The organism is Streptomyces changanensis, from assembly GCF_024600715.1.
Lineage (GTDB): Bacteria > Actinomycetota > Actinomycetes > Streptomycetales > Streptomycetaceae > Streptomyces > Streptomyces changanensis.
In genome coordinates, this window is the sequence record NZ_CP102332.1 from 3,677,062 (window position 1) to 3,693,951 (window position 16,890).

Consider the following 16,890-nt stretch of genomic DNA (forward strand, 5'->3'; position numbering starts at 1 on the left):
CGGCTACAAAAGGTATGTAGCGGTCGTACGACACGCGGATGTCGCCCACTTGGCGTGTATGTTCCGGGGCCGAGAGCCTTGGAAGGGACCAATCCGGTGAACAAGAAGCTTGTAGCCGCGCTGTCCAGCGGTGCGGTGCTCGTACTGGTGCTGTCGGGCTGCAGCGACGACGGTGACGACGACCGCGGCAAGGTGGACGCCTGGGCCAAGACGTTCTGCGACCAGGCGAAGCCGCAGATCCAGAAGCGGGCCGACGCCCAGCAGACCATCATCTCGACGGCGGCCGACGGCAAGCCCGCCGACGTCCAGGCGGCGGACTCGAAGGCGTTCCAGGACATCGCCGACACGGACCGGGCGCTCGCCAAGGCGGTCCAGGACGCGGGCGTCCCGCCCGTCGAGAACGGCGAGAAGCTCCAGCAGGACGCCGTGAAGGAGCTCAACTCCACCGCGACGGCCTACGAGAACCTGAAGAAGCGCGTCTCCGCCCTCGACCCGAAGGACCAGCAGAAGTTCGCCGACGGCCTCCAGGGCGTCGCCGACGGGCTGAAGCGGATCGAGAAGATGGACCAGGACGCGCTGGCCAAGCTCCAGTCGGGCGAACTGGGCCAGGCCATGGCCAAGCAGCCGGGCTGCCAGAAGCCGAAGACGTCCGTCGCGCCGACGAAGACGAGCGGCCCGGCCGCCAAGCCCGGCGCGGGCGCGTCGGCGTCCCCGTCCACGGCACCCTCCGGCGGCGGCACGACCCCGTCCCAGGCCGCGTCCGCGAAGCCCTCGACGGCGTCCGCCAAGCCCTCGACGACGGCGAGCGGCGCGTCCGAGTAGCGGTACGCGAGAGGGACGCGCGCGTCCGAACAGCGGTACCCGGCGCACCCGTCCGGCCCGGTTTTCCACAAGGAAGCCGGGCCGTTCGTCTTTGTCCGTGGCGCCCCTCACAATGAGCATGTGAGTACGACCAGCCTGACCACCAGCCTCCCGGTGCCGGACCACGCCTCCCGTCTGCGCACCGCCTTCCTGGCCGCCGACTTCACCGCCGACGGGCTGCTCGACCGGCTCGGGGCCACCGCCTACGCCGCCCTCGCCCGCAGCGAGACGGTGCCCGCCCTGCGCGCCACCCGCGGGGACGGGGTCCTGGACACGCTCGTGCGGCTGTTCCTCCTCCAGCGGCCCGTGCCGTACGAGCGGGCCGGCGAGGCCCTCCCGTTGGACGAGGCGCTCGCCGACGGCTGGGTGATACGGGACGGCGACGACGTCCGGGCCGTGGTCGACGTCCGGCCGTACGGCGGACCGGAAGGTCAGGACTGGTTCATCGTCTCCGACCTCGGCTGCGCCGTGGGCGGCGCGAGCGGGGCCGGCGGCAAGGGCGAGGGCGTCGTCCTCGGCGTGGGCGGTGCCTCCACCACGCTCGCCGGGCTCACCGTCCGCACGCCGGTCGCCTCCGCGCTCGACCTCGGCACCGGCTCCGGCATCCAGGCACTGCACGCCACGCAGCACGCCACGCGTGTGACGGCGACCGATCTCAACCCGCGCGCACTGGAGTTCACCCGGCTGACCCTCGCGCTCTCCGCTGCCCCGGAGGTCGACCTGAAGGCGGGCTCGCTCTTCGAGCCGGTGGCGGCGGAGAGGTACGACCTCATCGTGTCGAACCCGCCGTTCGTCATCTCCCCCGGAGCCCGACTCACCTACCGGGACGGCGGGATGGGCGGCGGCGACGACCTGTGCCGCACGCTCGTCCGGCAGGCGGGGGAGCGCCTCAACGACGGCGGCTACGCCCACTTCCTCGCCAACTGGCAGCACGTCGAGGGGCAGGAGTGGCAGGAACGCGTCCGCTCCTGGGTCCCGGCCGGGTGCGACGCCTGGATCGTGCAGCGCGAGGTCCAGGACGTCACGCAGTACGCGGAGTTGTGGCTGCGCGACGCCGGGGACCACCGCGAGACGCCGGAGGAGTACGCGGCGCGGTACGAGGAGTGGCTCGACGCGTTCGAGGCGAGCGGCACCAGGGCCGTGGGGTTCGGCTGGATCACCCTGCGCAGGACCGGCGCGGACGTGCCGTCCGTCGTCGTCGAGGAGTGGCCGCACCCGGTCGAGCAGCCGCTCGGCGAGACGGTGCGCGCCCACTTCGCCCGCCAGGACTACCTGCGGACGCGCGACGACGCGGCCCTGCTCGCCGACCGCTTCGTGCTCGCCCCCGAGGTGGTGCAGGAGCAGGTCGGCCTGCCGGGCGCGGAGGACCCCGAGCACGTCATCCTCCGGCAGAACCGCGGCATGCGGCGGGCGACCAAGGTCGACACGGTCGGAGCGGGCTTCGCGGGCGTCTGTGACGGGTCGCTCAGCGCCGGACGGATCCTGGACGCCATCGCCCAGCTCATGGGTGAGGACCCGGTCGTCCTCCGCGACCGCACCCCGAAGGCGATCCGCCTCCTCGTGGAGGAGGGCTTCCTGGAGCCCGCCGGACAGGAGGCAGCGCCGGCCTGACCGGCGCCGCGACGCGGTCGTACGGGGGACGGCGGGGCGGCCCGAGGTCCTGACGGCGCCGAGTGGGTACGGGGACCGACCACGCACCGGCGTGACGCGCGCCGCGGGAGGTGGCACGAGGGCGGCCCAGGGCCGGGCGTTCCGTGGTCCGCCCCCGAGGCCCCGCCCCCTGGCCCCCTGGCTCGCCCCGCGGGGCCCGGCGTCCGGGGCCTGCCGTCCAGGGTCCCGTGTCCCGGTGCCTGGCGGTGCCGTGCGGTGCGTGCGGCGCCGGGCGGGTGAACGGTGGCCCCGGCTCCCGTGCCGTTCACCCGTGATTCGCGCCCCCGACGTCCGGAGGTGTCAGCCTCACCCCCGGGGATACCCGCATCCCCGCCACCACGACGCGACCCAGCGGCAGCCGCCGGGTCGCCGCCGGCAGGTGGCGTCGACGGAGGATCCGTACGCGCGTACGGACGGAACGGGGTACGGCATGGAGAGCGGACCGGCCATCTTCGCCGGCGCGGCGTTCACGGTCTTCGGCGCGGGGCTGCTGGTGTGGACGGCGGCCCGGCTGACGCACCGCGCGCCGGTGGCCCACGGAGTGAGCCCGGCCACAGCCGTCGCCTTCGCGACCGTGGCCGGCGCCGCGTTCCTCGCGCTCGGAGTGTGGTGTTTCGGCCGTATCTGAGCGGCCACGCCGGGCACCACCCCGCGACCCGCCGACCGCCGGAGGCGCTCCGGACGCCCACAGGCGGCCGTCCGGAGCGGCCGGAGCGCCCGGACCAGGGCCGCAGCCGCTGCGGACCGACCCCGCGCCGCTGTGCCGGGAGGACCGGCGGAACGGCCGGGCCCCGCCCCGCCGCCGGCCGCGGGACGCGACCAGCCGGAACGGGGGCCTCCGCGTCATGAGGGGAGTCCGGGCGGCAGGAATGCCAGAACTCGGGTTACCGTTCGAGTGGCCGTTGCGGTCTTTTGCCGTTTGACACGGGGGCGGGTTGTACCGTCACACTCCGCAGCGACAGCAGCGCCACAGCCGTGGCGCAGTGCCCGCAGTGCCCGTGGTGCGACCCAGGCGGGTCCCGCGCCGCGCCGCACATGCCACCGAGCGCCGACCGGAGAGAAGAGCGAAGAGTTGTCCCCGACACGCGAGACCGCAGAGGGCGGCCGCCGACTCGTCATCGTCGAGTCGCCTGCCAAGGCGAAGACGATCAAGAGCTACCTCGGCCCCGGCTACGTAGTCGAGGCGAGCGTCGGGCACATCCGCGACCTCCCCAACGGCGCCGCCGAGGTGCCGGAGAAGTACACCGGCGAGGTGCGCCGCCTCGGTGTGGACGTCGAACACGACTTCCAGCCGATCTACGTCGTCAACGCCGACAAAAAAGCCCAGGTCAGGAAGTTGAAGGAGCAGCTCGCCGAGTCGGACGAGCTCTACCTGGCCACCGATGAGGACCGCGAGGGCGAGGCCATCGCGTGGCACCTCCTGGAGGTCCTCAAGCCCAAGGTCCCCGTCCACCGGATGGTCTTCCACGAGATCACCAAGGACGCGATCCAGCAGGCCGTCGCCAACCCGCGCGAGCTGAACAAGCGCATGGTCGACGCCCAGGAGACCCGCAGGATCCTGGACCGGCTGTACGGGTACGAGGTCTCGCCGGTCCTGTGGAAGAAGGTCATGCCCCGACTGTCCGCCGGCCGCGTGCAGTCCGTCGCCACCCGGCTCGTCGTCGAGCGGGAGCGCGAGCGCATCGCGTTCCGCTCCGCCCAGTACTGGGACCTCACCGGCACCTTCGGTACCGGCCGCCCCGGCGACGTCTCCGACCCCTCGACGCTCACCGCCCGCCTGGCCTCGGTCGACGGCCGCCGCGTCGCCCAGGGCCGTGACTTCGGCTCCGACGGCCGCCTCAAGGGCGACCAGGTGCTGCACCTCGACGAGGCGAACGCCCGCGCCCTGGCCGCCGGGCTCGCCGACGCGGCCTTCAGCGTCCGTTCGGTCGAGTCCAAGCCCTACCGCCGCTCCCCGTACGCGCCGTTCCGCACCACGACCCTCCAGCAGGAGGCGAGCCGCAAGCTCGGCTTCGGCGCGAAGGCGACGATGCAGGTCGCGCAGAAGCTGTACGAGAACGGCTTCATCACCTACATGCGCACGGACTCCACCACGCTCTCCGAGACGGCCGTCGCCGCGGCCCGCGCGCAGGTCACGCAGTTGTACGGCGCCGACTACCTGCCGTCCGCGCCCCGGACGTACGCGGGCAAGGTGAAGAACGCGCAGGAGGCGCACGAGGCGATCCGCCCCTCCGGCGACCGCTTCCGCACGCCCGCCGAGACCGGGCTGACCGGCGACCAGTTCCGGCTGTACGAGCTGATCTGGAAGCGGACCGTCGCCTCCCAGATGAAGGACGCCGTCGGCAACTCCGTCACCGTCCGGATCGGTGGCAGGTCCTCGGACGGCCGGGACGCCGAGTTCAGCGCCTCCGGCAAGACGATCACCTTCCACGGGTTCATGAAGGCGTATGTCGAGGGCGCCGACGACCCGAACGCCGAGCTGGACGACCGAGAGCGCCGCCTCCCGCAGGTCACCGAGGGCGACGCCCTGACCGGCGAGGAGATCACGGCCGACGGCCACGCCACCAAGCCGCCCGCCCGCTACACCGAGGCGTCGCTGGTCAAGGAGCTGGAGGAGCGCGAGATCGGCCGCCCCTCGACGTACGCGTCGATCCTCGGCACGATCCTGGAGCGCGGCTACGTCTTCAAGAAGGGCACGGCGCTCGTCCCGTCCTTCCTCTCCTTCGCCGTCGTCAACCTGCTGGAGAAGCACTTCGGCCGGCTCGTCGACTACGACTTCACCGCGAAGATGGAGGACGACCTCGACCGGATCGCCCGCGGCGAGGCGCAGGCCGTGCCGTGGCTGAAGCGCTTCTACTTCGGCGAGACGGTGCCCGGCGGCGGGTTCGCCCAGGGCGGCGCGGCCGCCGACGCGGGCAACGGCGACGGCGACCACCTCGGCGGTCTGAAAGAGCTGGTCACGGACCTCGGCGCCATCGACGCCCGGGAGATCTCCTCCTTCCCGGTCGGCGACGGCATCGTGCTGCGCGTCGGCCGTTACGGCCCCTACATCGAGCGCGGGACGAAGGACGAGGAGGGCCACCAGCGGGCCGACGTCCCCGACGACCTCGCTCCCGACGAGCTCACCGTGGAGCACGCGGAGGAGCTGCTGGCGAAGCCCAGCGGCGAGTTCGAGCTGGGCAACGACCCGGCGACCGGGCACATGATCGTCGCGAAGGACGGCCGCTACGGCCCGTACGTCACCGAGATCCTCCCCGAGGGCACCCCGAAGACCGGCAAGAACGCGGTGAAGCCGCGCACGGCCTCCCTCTTCAAGTCGATGGCGCTCGACACGGTGACCCTGGACGACGCGCTCAAGCTGATGTCGCTGCCGCGCGTCGTCGGCACCGACGCCGAGGGCGTGGAGATCACCGCGCAGAACGGCCGCTACGGCCCGTACCTGAAGAAGGGCACGGACTCGCGGTCCCTGGAGAGCGAGGACCAGCTCTTCACCATCACCCTGGACGAGGCCCTCGCGATCTACGCCCAGCCCAAGGCGCGCGGTCGCGCGGCGGCCAAGCCGCCGTTGAAGGAACTGGGCAACGACCCGGTGAGCGAGCGCCCCGTCGTCGTCAAGGACGGCCGCTTCGGCCCGTACGTCACGGACGGCGAGACGAACGCGACGCTCCGCAGCGACGACAGCGTGGAGACGATCACGCCGGAGCGCGGCTTCGAGCTGCTCGCCGAGAAGCGGGCCAAGGCGCCGGCGAAGAAGACCGCCAAGAAGACGGCGGCCAAGAAGACGACGGCGAAGAAGACCGCGGCGAAGAAGACGACCACGGCGAAGACGGCGGCGAAGAAGACCACCGCCAAGAAGGCGACCGCCACGACATCGACGGCGGTCGGGACGGCCACGGCGAAGAAGGCGGCGGCGAAGAAGGCGACGACGAGGAAGACGGCGGCGGAGTCCGCCGCGCCCGACGCGTAGGCGCCCCGCGCCCTGTGCCCATCCGGGCCCACCCCGCCGCACGGCGGCGGCGGGCCCGGATGGGCACGCTGCTGTACGGCGGCCTGCTGCCGGGCCCTGCCTCACGACCCGCCGAACGGTCTGCTGTCCGGCCCGCGGCCCGCCGAACGGTCCGCCGTCCGCCCGCCGCCTGATCCGCTGCAGGGCCCGCCGCTCGGCTGCCGACCGGCCCGCCGCCCGACCCGCGGGCCGCCGAACGGTCGGCCCGCCCTCCGGACCGAGGGCTGCCGACGGCCGGTCGCCGTACGGACCCGCCGGCCGACCCGGAGGCCTGGCTTCCGGTCCCGGTCGTGTGTTCGGGCGGGGAAGACTGAGTGTCGGCCTGGGCGGATAGGCTGAGGGGATGACGCGAGCCGAGCAGCCAACGGTCCTGGGCCCCACCTCGGACACCGAAGCCACCGACGCCGCACTCGCCGCGGACTCCCGCGAGCGAGCCGTACGCGCGCTGCTGCGCAGCCGGCCGCTGCGCCGGTTGTGGAGCGCCTCGCTCATCGGCGGCACCGGAGACGCGCTGGCCCTGCTCGTCCTGGTCCTGCTGAGCGTGCGGGCGGCCGTCACGGCGGAGACGTTCGGCGGCGGCGTCCGCGGCGCCGCCTTCGCGGTCGCCGCCGTGTTCGCCGCCCGTGCCGTGTCGACGCTGCTCCTCGGCGCCGTCCTGCTCGGCCCCATGAGCGGGCTGGTCGCGGCGAGCGGCCCCCTCGACCGCCGCTGGACCATGGTCGCGGCCGACGGCGTACGGGTCGCCCTGCTCGTCGTGGCCCCCCTCTGGATCATCTGGACCCCCGCGCACGCCGTCACTCTCCTCCTGGTCACGGCCTTCCTCGCGGGCGCCGCCGAGCGGTTCTGGACGATCGCCAAGGACAGCGCGGCGCCCACCCTGCTGCCCGCCCCGCCCCTGGAGGGCGCCGCCGTCCGGCCCCTCCCCGACCACCTCGGCTCCCTGCGCCGGCTCTCGCTGCGCACCGCCTTCGCCACCATCCCGGCCGCGGCGGCGGTGCTGCTGGTCGCGACGCTGGTCGGGAAGCTGCTCGCCCTCGGTGTCGACTGGTTCTCCGAACACCAGGCGGCCCTCGGCGCGTACACGGCCGCCGGCCTGTTCGCCGCCTCCCTGGCGATCCTCTCCTCCCTCCAACTGCCCGACGGCCAGTCGCCGCGCCCCCGCTCCCCGCTGGAGGGTCTGCGCCGCCCGGCCGCCTCCGGTTCCGCCGCCGCGGGCGCCGCCTCCGGTTCCGCCGCCGCGGGCGCCGCCTCCGGTTCCGGTTCCGGCTCGCAGAAGACTTCCGGTTCGCGCCCGGAGAAGGGCCGCACCGGCGCCATACCGCTGCTCGTCCTCGCCTGCGCCGCCGTCGCCGGAGCCATCGCCTCAGCGTCGGCCGTCGCCGTCCTGCACGCCGCCGAGCTGAGCGGCGGCCCCGTCACGTACGCCCTGCTCGTCCTCGCCCTGACCGGTGGCACCGGCCTGGGCATCCGCGGCGCCCGCGCGGTCCTGCCCGCCCTGTCCCGCCGCCGGCTCCTCGCCCTCGCGACCGCCGTCACCGGTGTCGCGCTGCTCGCCATGGGGCTCGTGCCGGACACCGCGACCGTCCTCTTCCTCGCGCTCGTCGCCGGCTTCTCGGCCGGTGTCGCCGCGAACACCGGCCACACCCTGATCGACCAGGAGACCGAGGAGCCGCGGCGCCCCCGCCTCACCGAGCACCTCCAGGCCGTCGTCCGCGTCGCCATCGCGCTCGGCGCGCTCGCCGCGCCCCTGTTCGCCGCCGCCGTCGGCCCGCACCGGCTGGCCGGGGACGACGCCGTCTTCGCGCACGGCGGCGCGGCGTTCGCCCTCATGCTGGTCGGCGCGCTGCTGCTGCCCGTCGCCGCGCTCGTCCTCGCCAAGACCGACGACCGGTCCGGCGTACCGCTCCGCCGGGACCTGCGCGACGCGCTGCGCGGCGCGGACCCGGCCCAGGCCCCGGCGGCGACCGGGTTCTTCATCGCCGTCGAGGGCGGTGACGGCGCCGGCAAGTCCACGCAGGTCACGGCCCTCGCCGAGTGGATCAGGGCGAAGGGCCACGAGGTGGTCGTCACCCGCGAGCCGGGCGCCACGCCCATCGGCAAGCGGCTGCGCTCGATCCTCCTCGACGTGTCGTCCGCCGGCCTGTCGAACCGCGCGGAGGCCCTGCTGTACGCCGCCGACCGCGCCGAGCACGTCGACTCGCTGGTCCGCCCGGCCCTGGAGCGCGGCGCGGTCGTCATCTCCGACCGGTACATCGACTCGTCCGTCGCGTACCAGGGCGCCGGCCGGGACCTGTCGCCGACGGAGATCGCCCGTATCTCCCGCTGGGCCACCGGTGGCCTCGTACCGCATCTGACGGTGCTGCTGGACGTGGTGCCGGAGACCGCCCGCGAGCGGTTCACGGAGGCCCCGGACCGGTTGGAGTCCGAGCCCGCCGAGTTCCACGCGCGCGTGCGCTCCGGGTTCCTCGCCCTCGCCGCCGCCGACCCCGCCCGGTACCTCGTCGTGGACGCCGGCCAGGAGCCCGAGGCCGTCACCACCGTCATCCGTCACCGCCTCGACCGGGTCCTGCCGCTGTCCGAGGCCGAGGTGAGGGCCCGGGAGGAGGCGCGCCGGGCCGCCGAGGAGGAGGCCCGCCGCCGGGCCGAGGAGGAGGCGCGGCGCAAGGCCGAGGAGGAGCGCCTGGAGCGCGAGCGCCAGGAGCAGCTCGCCCGGCTGCGCGCCGAGGAGGAGGAGCGCAAGCGCCGCGAGGAGGAGGAGGCCCGCCGCCGCGAGGCCGAGCGGCAGGCCGAGGAGGCCCGTCAGCGCGCGGCCGAGGCACGGCGGCTCGCCGAGGAGGAGCGCCGTCGACGCGAGGCCGAGGAGAAGGCCCGGTTCGAGGAGCAGGAGCGCCTGCGCCTGCGGGCCGAGGAGGAGGCGCGGCTGCGCGCCGAGGCCGAGGAGCGCCGCCGGGAGAAGCAGCGCAAGGCCGAGGAGGCGCTGCTGCGCGCCGAGGAGGCCCGCCGCCAGGCGGCGGAGGAGGCAGCGGCGGCAGCCGCCGCCGCGGCCGCAGCGGCTGCCGCCGCGGCCGCCAAGCCCGCGGTGTCGCCGCACGACGTGACGGTGCCGACGCCGGTGGTCCGGCCGGACGAGATCACCCAGACCGTGCCGACACCCCGCATCGACCTCCGCAAGGACGACGAACCCGCCGCCGGTGCCGCCGCGGGGACGGCCGCCGACCCGGCCGTCCCCGGGCCCGAGGAGCGGACGCAGCGCATCGACATGCGTAAGGACGACCCCGTCCCGCTCCGGCCGGAGGAGGAGACGCAGCGCATCGACATGCGCAAGGACGACCAGCCCGCCCGCCCGCCCGTCGACCTCGCGGAGACGGCCGTCCTGCCGCCCGTACGCGACGAACGGCCGGACGACCGCGTACCGCCGGGCTTCTTCCGTGACGAGGCCCGGCCGGGTGCCGCCGCCGAGCCGCCCGGCGCGAACGACCGCACGCGGGAGATCCCGCAGGTCGACCCCGACGGCCGGGCCGCACGCCGCCGCCCCGACTGGGCCGAGGAGACCCCGCTCGACGACCTGCCCTCCCTCGCCGACGAACTGCTCGGCCGCCCGGACGACGGTGACGACGGCGGCCGGTCGGGCGGCCGACGCGGCGGCCGCCGCTGAGGCGGGCGCTGTCACACCCCTCCGCCACAATGGAGGCGCGAGGGGTGACCGCCCGCGACCGGGAGTCCGTACCGCCCAGGACCCGCGGTCCGGGTCGCAAGCGCCGAGCGCCGAGCCGTCGGGCCCCCGGGCCCCGGGCGTGAAGCCCTGGTCCCGGGCCCGGGTGCCCGGACCCGCGGCCGTACGGCGGGCCGCGACGTCCGGATCCGGAGCCCCGGTCCGGCACCGGCATCCGACAGCGTCCCGGTCCGACACCGGCGCCCGAGGGAGCCGCGATCCGCCACAACGGGCCCTGCCCCACCGGGACCCGCCACACCAGGTCCCGCCCCACGGGACCCGCCACAACGGGCCCCGCCCCACGGGACCCGTCACGCCAGGACCCGCGACGCGCGGGATCCCCGACCCCACGAAGGTGGTGCCCCGTGCCCGTATGGGACGACCTCGTCGGCCAGGACCGTGTGCAGGCGCAGCTCGCCGCAGCCGCCCGGGACGCCGACGCCCTGGTCACCGCCGACGCGCAGGGCGTCCAGCCGCTCGACGCGACCAAGTCGAAGATGACGCACGCCTGGCTGTTCACCGGCCCGCCCGGGGCCGGCCGCGACACCGCCGCCCGGGCCTTCGCCGCCGCGCTCCAGTGCGTCAGTCCCGACCGGGCACTCGGCGGCGAGCCCGGCTGCGGCTTCTGCGACGGCTGTCACACGGCACTCGTCGGGACGCACGCCGACGTCGAGGTCGTACGGACGGACCTGCTGTCCATCGGCGTCAAGGAGACCCGCGAGCTGGTGCGCCGGGCGCAGCTCTCCCCGGCGGTCGGCCGCTGGCAGGTCATCGTCCTGGAGGACGCCGACCGCCTCACCGAAGGCGCGGGGAACGTCCTGCTGAAGGCCGTCGAGGAGCCCGCGCCCCGGACGGTCTGGCTGCTGTGCGCGCCGTCCCTGGAGGACGTGCTGCCCACCATCCGCTCCCGCTGCCGCCACCTGACGCTGCGCACGCCGCCGGTCGACGCCGTCGCCGACGTCCTCGTCCGGCGCGACGGTGTCGAGCCCGCCGCGGCGGCGTTCGCCGCGCGTGCCACGCAGGGCCACATCGACCGGGCGCGCCGCCTCGCCACCGACGAGCGGGCCCGCGCCCGCCGCACCGCCGTCCTCACCGTGCCGCTCCGCGTCCAGGACGTCGGAGGCTGCCTGAAGGCGGCGCAGGAGCTGGTCGACGCCGCCGGCGAGGACGCCAAGGAGCTCGCGGAGGAGACCGACGTCAAGGAGACGGAGGAGCTGAAGACCGCCCTCGGCGGCGGTCAGGGCAGCCGCATGCCCCGCGGCACCGCCGGCGCGATGAAGGAGCTGGAGGACCGCCAGAAGCGCCGCAGGACCCGCACGCAGCGCGACACCCTCGACCTCGCCCTCAGCGATCTGACCGGCTTCTACCGTGACGTCCTCGCGCTCCAGCTCGGCACCACCACCGCCCTGTCCAACGAGGACGTGCGCGACGCCCTCGACCGGATCGCCCGCGCCGGCACTCCGGAGTCCACGCTGCGCCGCATGGAGGCCGTCCTCGCCTGCCGCGAGGCGCTCGACCGCAACGTCGCGCCGCTTCTCGCGGTGGAGGCCATGATGATGGCGCTGCGCGCCGGTTAGCCGGGGGTTGGCCCGTTCGGGTGGCGCCCCACGCGTCACCCGTATGACCGACCGTCACCGTACGGCTACGCTCAGGTGGATGGATCCCCGCCGACTGTTCCGTACCCCCGCGCCGGCCGCCGCCCTCGCCCTGCTCCTCGCGGCGGGCTGCGCCGGCGGGGGCGCCCCCACGGCCGAGCCGGTGTCGCACGCCGCCGGGCCCGCGGCCCTGTCCGCCTCGGCCACGGCCGCGCTCCGCCCCTACTACGCCCAGCGGCCCGCCTGGCGCGACTGCGGGGTGCCCGACTTCCAGTGCGCCACGCTGAAGGCGCCCCTGGACTACGCCCGCCCCGGCGACGGCCAGGTGAAGCTGGCGGTGGCCCGCACGAAGGCGACCGGCCCGGGCAAGCGGATCGGTTCGCTGCTGGTCAACCCGGGCGGCCCCGGCGGCTCCGCCGTCGACTACCTCCAGGCGTACGCCGGCATCGGCTACCCCGCCCCCGTCCGCGCCCGCTACGACATGGTCGCCGTCGACCCGCGCGGCGTCGCCCGCAGCGCACCCGTCCGCTGCCTCGACGGGCCCGCCATGGACGCCTACACGCAGGTCGACCAGACCCCCGACGACCGGCGCGAGACCGACAGGCTGACCGCCGCGTACAAGAAGTTCGCCGCGGCCTGCGCCGAACGCTCCGCCCGCGTCCTGCCACACGTCTCCACCGTCGAGGCGGCCCGCGACATGGACATCGTCCGGGCCGCGCTCGGCGACGCGAAGCTCAACTACGTCGGCGCCTCGTACGGCACGTTCCTCGGCGCCACCTACGCGGAACTGTTCCCCGAGCGCACCGGCCGCCTCGTCCTCGACGGTGCCATGGACCCCTCCCGCACGGCCCGCGAGACCAACCGCGACCAGGCGGCCGGCTTCGACACCGCGTTCCGCTCCTTCGCCGCCGACTGCGTCGGGCAGGCGGACTGCCCCCTCGGCAACGCCTCCGTGCAGGACGCCACGGCCCGCATGAAGGCGTTCCTCACCGCACTGGACCGCAAGCCCGTGCCGACCGGCGAGCCACGGCGGCCCCTCGGCGAGGCCCTCGCCACGATCGGCGTGATCACCGCCATGTACGACGAGGCCGCCTGGCCCCAGCTCCGCGGGGCGCTCACCCGGGCGATGGACGGCGAAGGCGCCGGCCTGCTCGCCCTCGCCGACAGCTACTACGAGCGCGAGGCCGACGGCGACTACTCCAACCTCATGGCTGCCAACGCCGCGGTCAACTGCCTCGACCAGCCCTCCGCCTTCACCACCCCCGCCGCCGTGGCCGCCGCCGTACCGTCGTTCGAGAAGGCGTCGCCCGTCTTCGGGCGCGGACTGGCGTGGGCGTCCCTGGGCTGCGCGTACTGGCCGGTCGAGGCCACCGGCACCGCGCACCGCATCAGGGCCGAAGGCGCGGCCCCGATCGTCGTCGTCGGCACCACCCGCGACCCGGCCACCCCCTACGCCTGGGCGCGGTCCCTCGCCGCGCAACTCTCCTCCGGCACGCTCCTGACGTACGACGGCGACGGCCACACCGCGTACGGCCGGGGCAGCGACTGCGTCGACACCGCGATCAACACCTACCTCCTGCGGGGCACGCCCCCGCCCCCCGGGAAGCGCTGCCGCTGAGGCCCCGGGGCCCCCGGGTGCCCCGGGAACAGGCGTGCACGAGCACCCTCTCCACCTGTGTAGACTTGTGCTCGCTGCTGCACCCCCAGGGGTCCGGCGCGGTGTGCCGCCTTAGCTCAGTTGGCCAGAGCAACGCACTCGTAATGCGTAGGTCTCGGGTTCGAATCCCGAAGGCGGCTCAGTCGAAAGCCCAGGTCAGACTCTTCTGACCTGGGCTTTCCTGTTCCCGCGAAGCGTCGCCGTCGCCGCGCCCGATCGATGCGGCTCCCTGTCTCGGTTCTGGTCTCGGACGGTCCCCGCTGTGGCGGGAAGGCGTCCCCGGCCCGCCGTGTCGCGTCCTTCGACAGGGTCGACCTGCCCTTCACGTAGCGGCGGGTCCGGCTGATCAGCGTGTGCCGAAGGATCTCCATGATGGCCGGCATGCCCACCCCCAGCTCGTTCAGGATCGTGCCGGAGGTGTGGCGACTCCCGTCGCACAGGCTCCGGTCACCGATCCCCGCCTCCTCGAGGAGCTTCTTGAACTCCGCCCAGTCGCTCCTCTCGCCGGCCCGCCTCCGCCCGTCCGGCGCCCGTGCCGCGCGCTACAGCAATCAGCGCTCGCGGTGAGAGAAAAGGTACGTGTGGCCGGGACGGTCGGCTCCAGCGTGAATGGACCTTCGTCAATTGCGGCATTGGTCACGACTGGCAGGCCCGCGGCAGTTGGCACCCCTTGACGGCTGTCGGCCTTCGTCCTCATCGCGCCTCCGGTGCGTGCCGCGGCTCGAAACGCAGGGGCAGTTCTCCGTTCTCCATGCCGGCCCGGTGTCTCACTCGCGTACCCGTGCTGTGCGGTGGAGTTCGGCGGCGAGGTCCGCCAGATCGTCGAGAGGCATGTCGTAGCCTTTGATCGCGGCCACCGTACTGTGATCCGCCCAGACACAGGTCGCATCCACGGATGACGCGATCTCCGTCCCCGCAACCTCGCTGTAGCGGCTGTGTCGGCAGATCATCGCAGTGCCGGGGGCACCCTCGATTCGGGAGTGCTGGGCGGGCCATGCCCATTTCGTGTGCGGGCCCAGCTGGAAAGGGACCTGTTCGTTCCGCTCGATCGACCGCATCATGCGCCGGGCCGCCCCCTCGGGGTCGGGGACATCACCCTGCAGAGCCCTGAAGACCAGTCTGTTCTGTGCTTCTGGGATATCACTCCGCCGTATGTAGTTGGCACCCGTTCCCACGGCATTCCGGACGATCCTGTCGGCGTCCTCGGGCGTGATGCCAGGACGCGTCACATACGACCAGTCCTTCAGGCAGTCCCATTCCTCGCCGGCGCATCCCACCACCCCGCCCACCACCCCGACGTACGAGCCCTTGTACCGCTCAGTCATCCGGAAGTCGGCAAAGGCCACAGGAGGATCCAGCCGGAAGCCCCTGGTGTCCTCCACCCTCGACAACTCCGAGGGCCGGCTCCCCGCCGGCACGGCAAGCACACTCACGCCCACGGCGAGCAGCGCCCATGTCCACTGTCTTCTCCGCACGGCCGGTTCCCTTCGCCATCCCGTTGCCCAGCTGCCTGTCAGACCGGCCAGGACCGTTAAGGGTTGCCGCCCCGCCGCCCCGGTGATGAGCGCGGCGCCGAGCCGGTGGGGGCGTTCGGCGGTCTCGGTCGTGGTCTCGGAAGGCGAATCGTGCGTAGCCGTCCGTCAGCGTCCGCCACCGTACGAGCTCCGGTGTGAGCCGCGGTATGTGGTGAGGGGGATCCCCGTGGGCTCCTTGGCGGAGGAGGTCGGACACTCGTCATGCGTAGGTCTCGGGTTCGCATCCCGACGGCGGCTCACATGTGCGAGTCCTGCCGTCCGGCCTGCCCGCCCTTCGGCGCACCGTAGTGCGGGCGAGAAGGGCTCGGGCAGGGGCGTCAGCCGATGCTCTGCCATTGGCCCGGGGGCGGGCCCGGGCACGGGCGTGGACGGTGGCCGGAGGGGGGTGGAGAGCCCCCCGAGGCCTGGCCCCGCGACCCCTCACACCCGGCCCCTGAGGTCCGGCGCCCCCCGGGCGCGGGCCCGTCAGGACGGGACGTGGTCCTCCGGGGTCGTGCGGGCGAGGGTGGCGAGGGTGGTGAGGGCGCGCGCCAGGGTGTCGGGCGGGGGTGAGGCCAGGCCCAGGCGGACCGCGTCCGGTGTGCGGCGCGGGTCGGAGGCGAAGGCGGACCCCGGGGTCACGGCGATGCCGCGCCGGGCCGCCGCGGCCACGAAGAGGTCCGCCCGCCACGCCGGTGGCAGCTTCCACCAGCAGAAGCAGGACCGCGGGTCGGTGCGCAGGGCGAAGCCCGCGAGGTGGCGGCGGGCGAGGCCCTGGCGGCGTGCGACCTCCTCGCGCTTGGCCTCGACGAGGGCGTCCAGACGGCCGTCCGACTGCCAGCGGACCGCCGCCTCCAGGGCGAAGCCGGAGGGCGTCCAGCCGCCGGAGCGGACGGCCACCTCGACAGGGGCCACCAGCGCGTCGGGCACCACGGCGAACCCGGCGGTCAGTCCGGGCGCGACCCGCTTCGACAGGCTGTCCACGACCACCGTCCGCTCCGGTGCCAGCGCGGCGAGCGGTGGCGTGTCCCGGTCCAGGAACCCCCAGACCGCGTCCTCGACCGCGGTGAGGTCCAGGTGCCGCAGCGTCGCGGCGAGTTCGGCGCGGCGGGCGGGAGGCATGGTGAGGGAGAGGGGGTTGTGCAGCGTGGGCTGGACGTAGACCGCGTGCAGCCGCGCGGTGCGGTGGGCGGCGGTGACCGCGTCGGGCCGTACCCCGTCCCCGTCCACGGCCAGCGGCACGACGGTGACGCCCAGGCGGCCGGCGATCGACTTCAGCACCGGGTACGTGAACTCCTCCGCGCCCAGCCGCCCCCCGGGCGGCACCAGCGCGGCGACGGCGGCCGAGATGGCCTGCCGGCCGTTGCCGGTGAAGAGCACCCGCTCGGGGCGCGGCCGCCAGCCGGCGCGGGCGAGCAGCGCCGCCGCGGCCGCACGCGCCCGGGGCGTGCCCGCCGGGCCGACCGGCCGCAGCGCCGCGTCCAGCACGTCGGCGCGCAGGAGCCCGCCCAGGCCCTCGGCGAGCAGGGCGGCCTGCTCCGGTACGACGGGGTGGTTGAGCTCCAGGTTCACCCGCTGCCCCGCCGGGTCGTCGCTCAGGGCGGGTCCGGCGGCCGGCCCCTCGGTGGCGCGGACGAACGTGCCGCGGCCCACCTCGCCGACGGTCAGGCCGCGCCGGGCCAGTTCGCGGTAGACCCGGGCGGCCGTGGAGCCGGCGATGCCATGGTCCCGGGCGAAGCGCCGCTGCGGCGGCAGCCGGTCCCCGGGGCGCAGGCGTCCGGCCGCGATCTCCCCGGCCACGGCGTCCGCCACCCGCTGGTACTCCCTCAACTCCCGCTCCCGTCACGCCGCTTGGATTGCACCGAGAGCAATGTTTTTATTGCACCGAGTGAAGT

9 protein-coding genes, 1 tRNA gene and 1 pseudogene are annotated in these 16,890 nt (G+C 74.5%); 8 read left to right on the forward strand and 3 right to left on the reverse strand.

The annotated features are described in order from the left end of the window. Positions 1-96: 96 nt before the first annotated feature. From NRO40_RS16395 to NRO40_RS16430, 8 genes are all read left to right on the forward strand, one after another. Positions 97-822, forward strand: a complete 726-nt coding sequence (locus NRO40_RS16395; protein WP_058940856.1) for a prolipoprotein diacylglyceryl transferase — start codon at positions 97-99, stop codon at positions 820-822. Between the two features lie 120 nt (positions 823-942). Then, positions 943-2,472 carry a DUF7059 domain-containing protein gene (locus tag NRO40_RS16400; RefSeq protein WP_058940857.1) on the forward strand — a complete coding sequence of 510 codons (1,530 nt, stop codon included), beginning with the start codon at positions 943-945 and terminating at the stop codon, positions 2,470-2,472. A gap of 469 nt (positions 2,473-2,941) precedes the next feature. Then, complete coding sequence (locus NRO40_RS16405) at positions 2,942-3,139, forward strand: hypothetical protein (protein ID WP_058940858.1); 198 nt, start codon at positions 2,942-2,944, stop codon at positions 3,137-3,139. A 444-nt stretch (positions 3,140-3,583) separates the two neighbouring features. Continuing rightward, positions 3,584-6,478, forward strand: a complete 2,895-nt coding sequence (gene topA / locus NRO40_RS16410) for a type I DNA topoisomerase (protein ID WP_058940859.1) — start codon at positions 3,584-3,586, stop codon at positions 6,476-6,478. Between the two features lie 382 nt (positions 6,479-6,860). Further along, a complete protein-coding gene (gene tmk / locus NRO40_RS16415; protein ID WP_058940860.1) occupies positions 6,861-10,172 on the forward strand; it encodes a dTMP kinase in 3,312 nt (1,103 codons plus the stop codon). A gap of 422 nt (positions 10,173-10,594) precedes the next feature. Continuing rightward, positions 10,595-11,806: a DNA polymerase III subunit delta' gene (locus NRO40_RS16420; RefSeq protein WP_058940861.1), complete on the forward strand. Its 1,212-nt coding sequence runs from the start codon at positions 10,595-10,597 to the stop codon at positions 11,804-11,806. Between the two features lie 79 nt (positions 11,807-11,885). Continuing rightward, the gene (locus NRO40_RS16425) at positions 11,886-13,442 is read left to right on the forward strand and encodes an alpha/beta hydrolase (protein ID WP_058940862.1); all 1,557 of its coding nucleotides are present in this window, start codon (positions 11,886-11,888) and stop codon (positions 13,440-13,442) included. Positions 13,443-13,547: 105 nt separating this feature from the next. Continuing rightward, positions 13,548-13,621: transfer RNA gene (locus NRO40_RS16430), tRNA-Thr, on the forward strand. Positions 13,622-13,813: 192 nt separating this feature from the next. On the opposite strand, the pseudogene NRO40_RS30815 reads toward NRO40_RS16430, so the two are convergent. From NRO40_RS30815 to NRO40_RS16440, 3 genes and pseudogenes are all read right to left on the reverse strand, one after another. Next, positions 13,814-13,969: pseudogene (locus NRO40_RS30815) on the reverse strand (tyrosine-type recombinase/integrase); the annotation flags it as partial. Between the two features lie 279 nt (positions 13,970-14,248). Then, positions 14,249-14,863 carry a hypothetical protein gene (locus NRO40_RS16435; RefSeq protein ID WP_157901792.1) on the reverse strand — a complete coding sequence of 205 codons (615 nt, stop codon included), beginning with the start codon at positions 14,861-14,863 and terminating at the stop codon, positions 14,249-14,251. A gap of 618 nt (positions 14,864-15,481) precedes the next feature. Continuing rightward, the gene (locus tag NRO40_RS16440) at positions 15,482-16,825 is read right to left on the reverse strand and encodes an aminotransferase-like domain-containing protein (RefSeq protein WP_058940865.1); all 1,344 of its coding nucleotides are present in this window, start codon (positions 16,823-16,825) and stop codon (positions 15,482-15,484) included. Positions 16,826-16,890 lie beyond the last annotated feature (65 nt).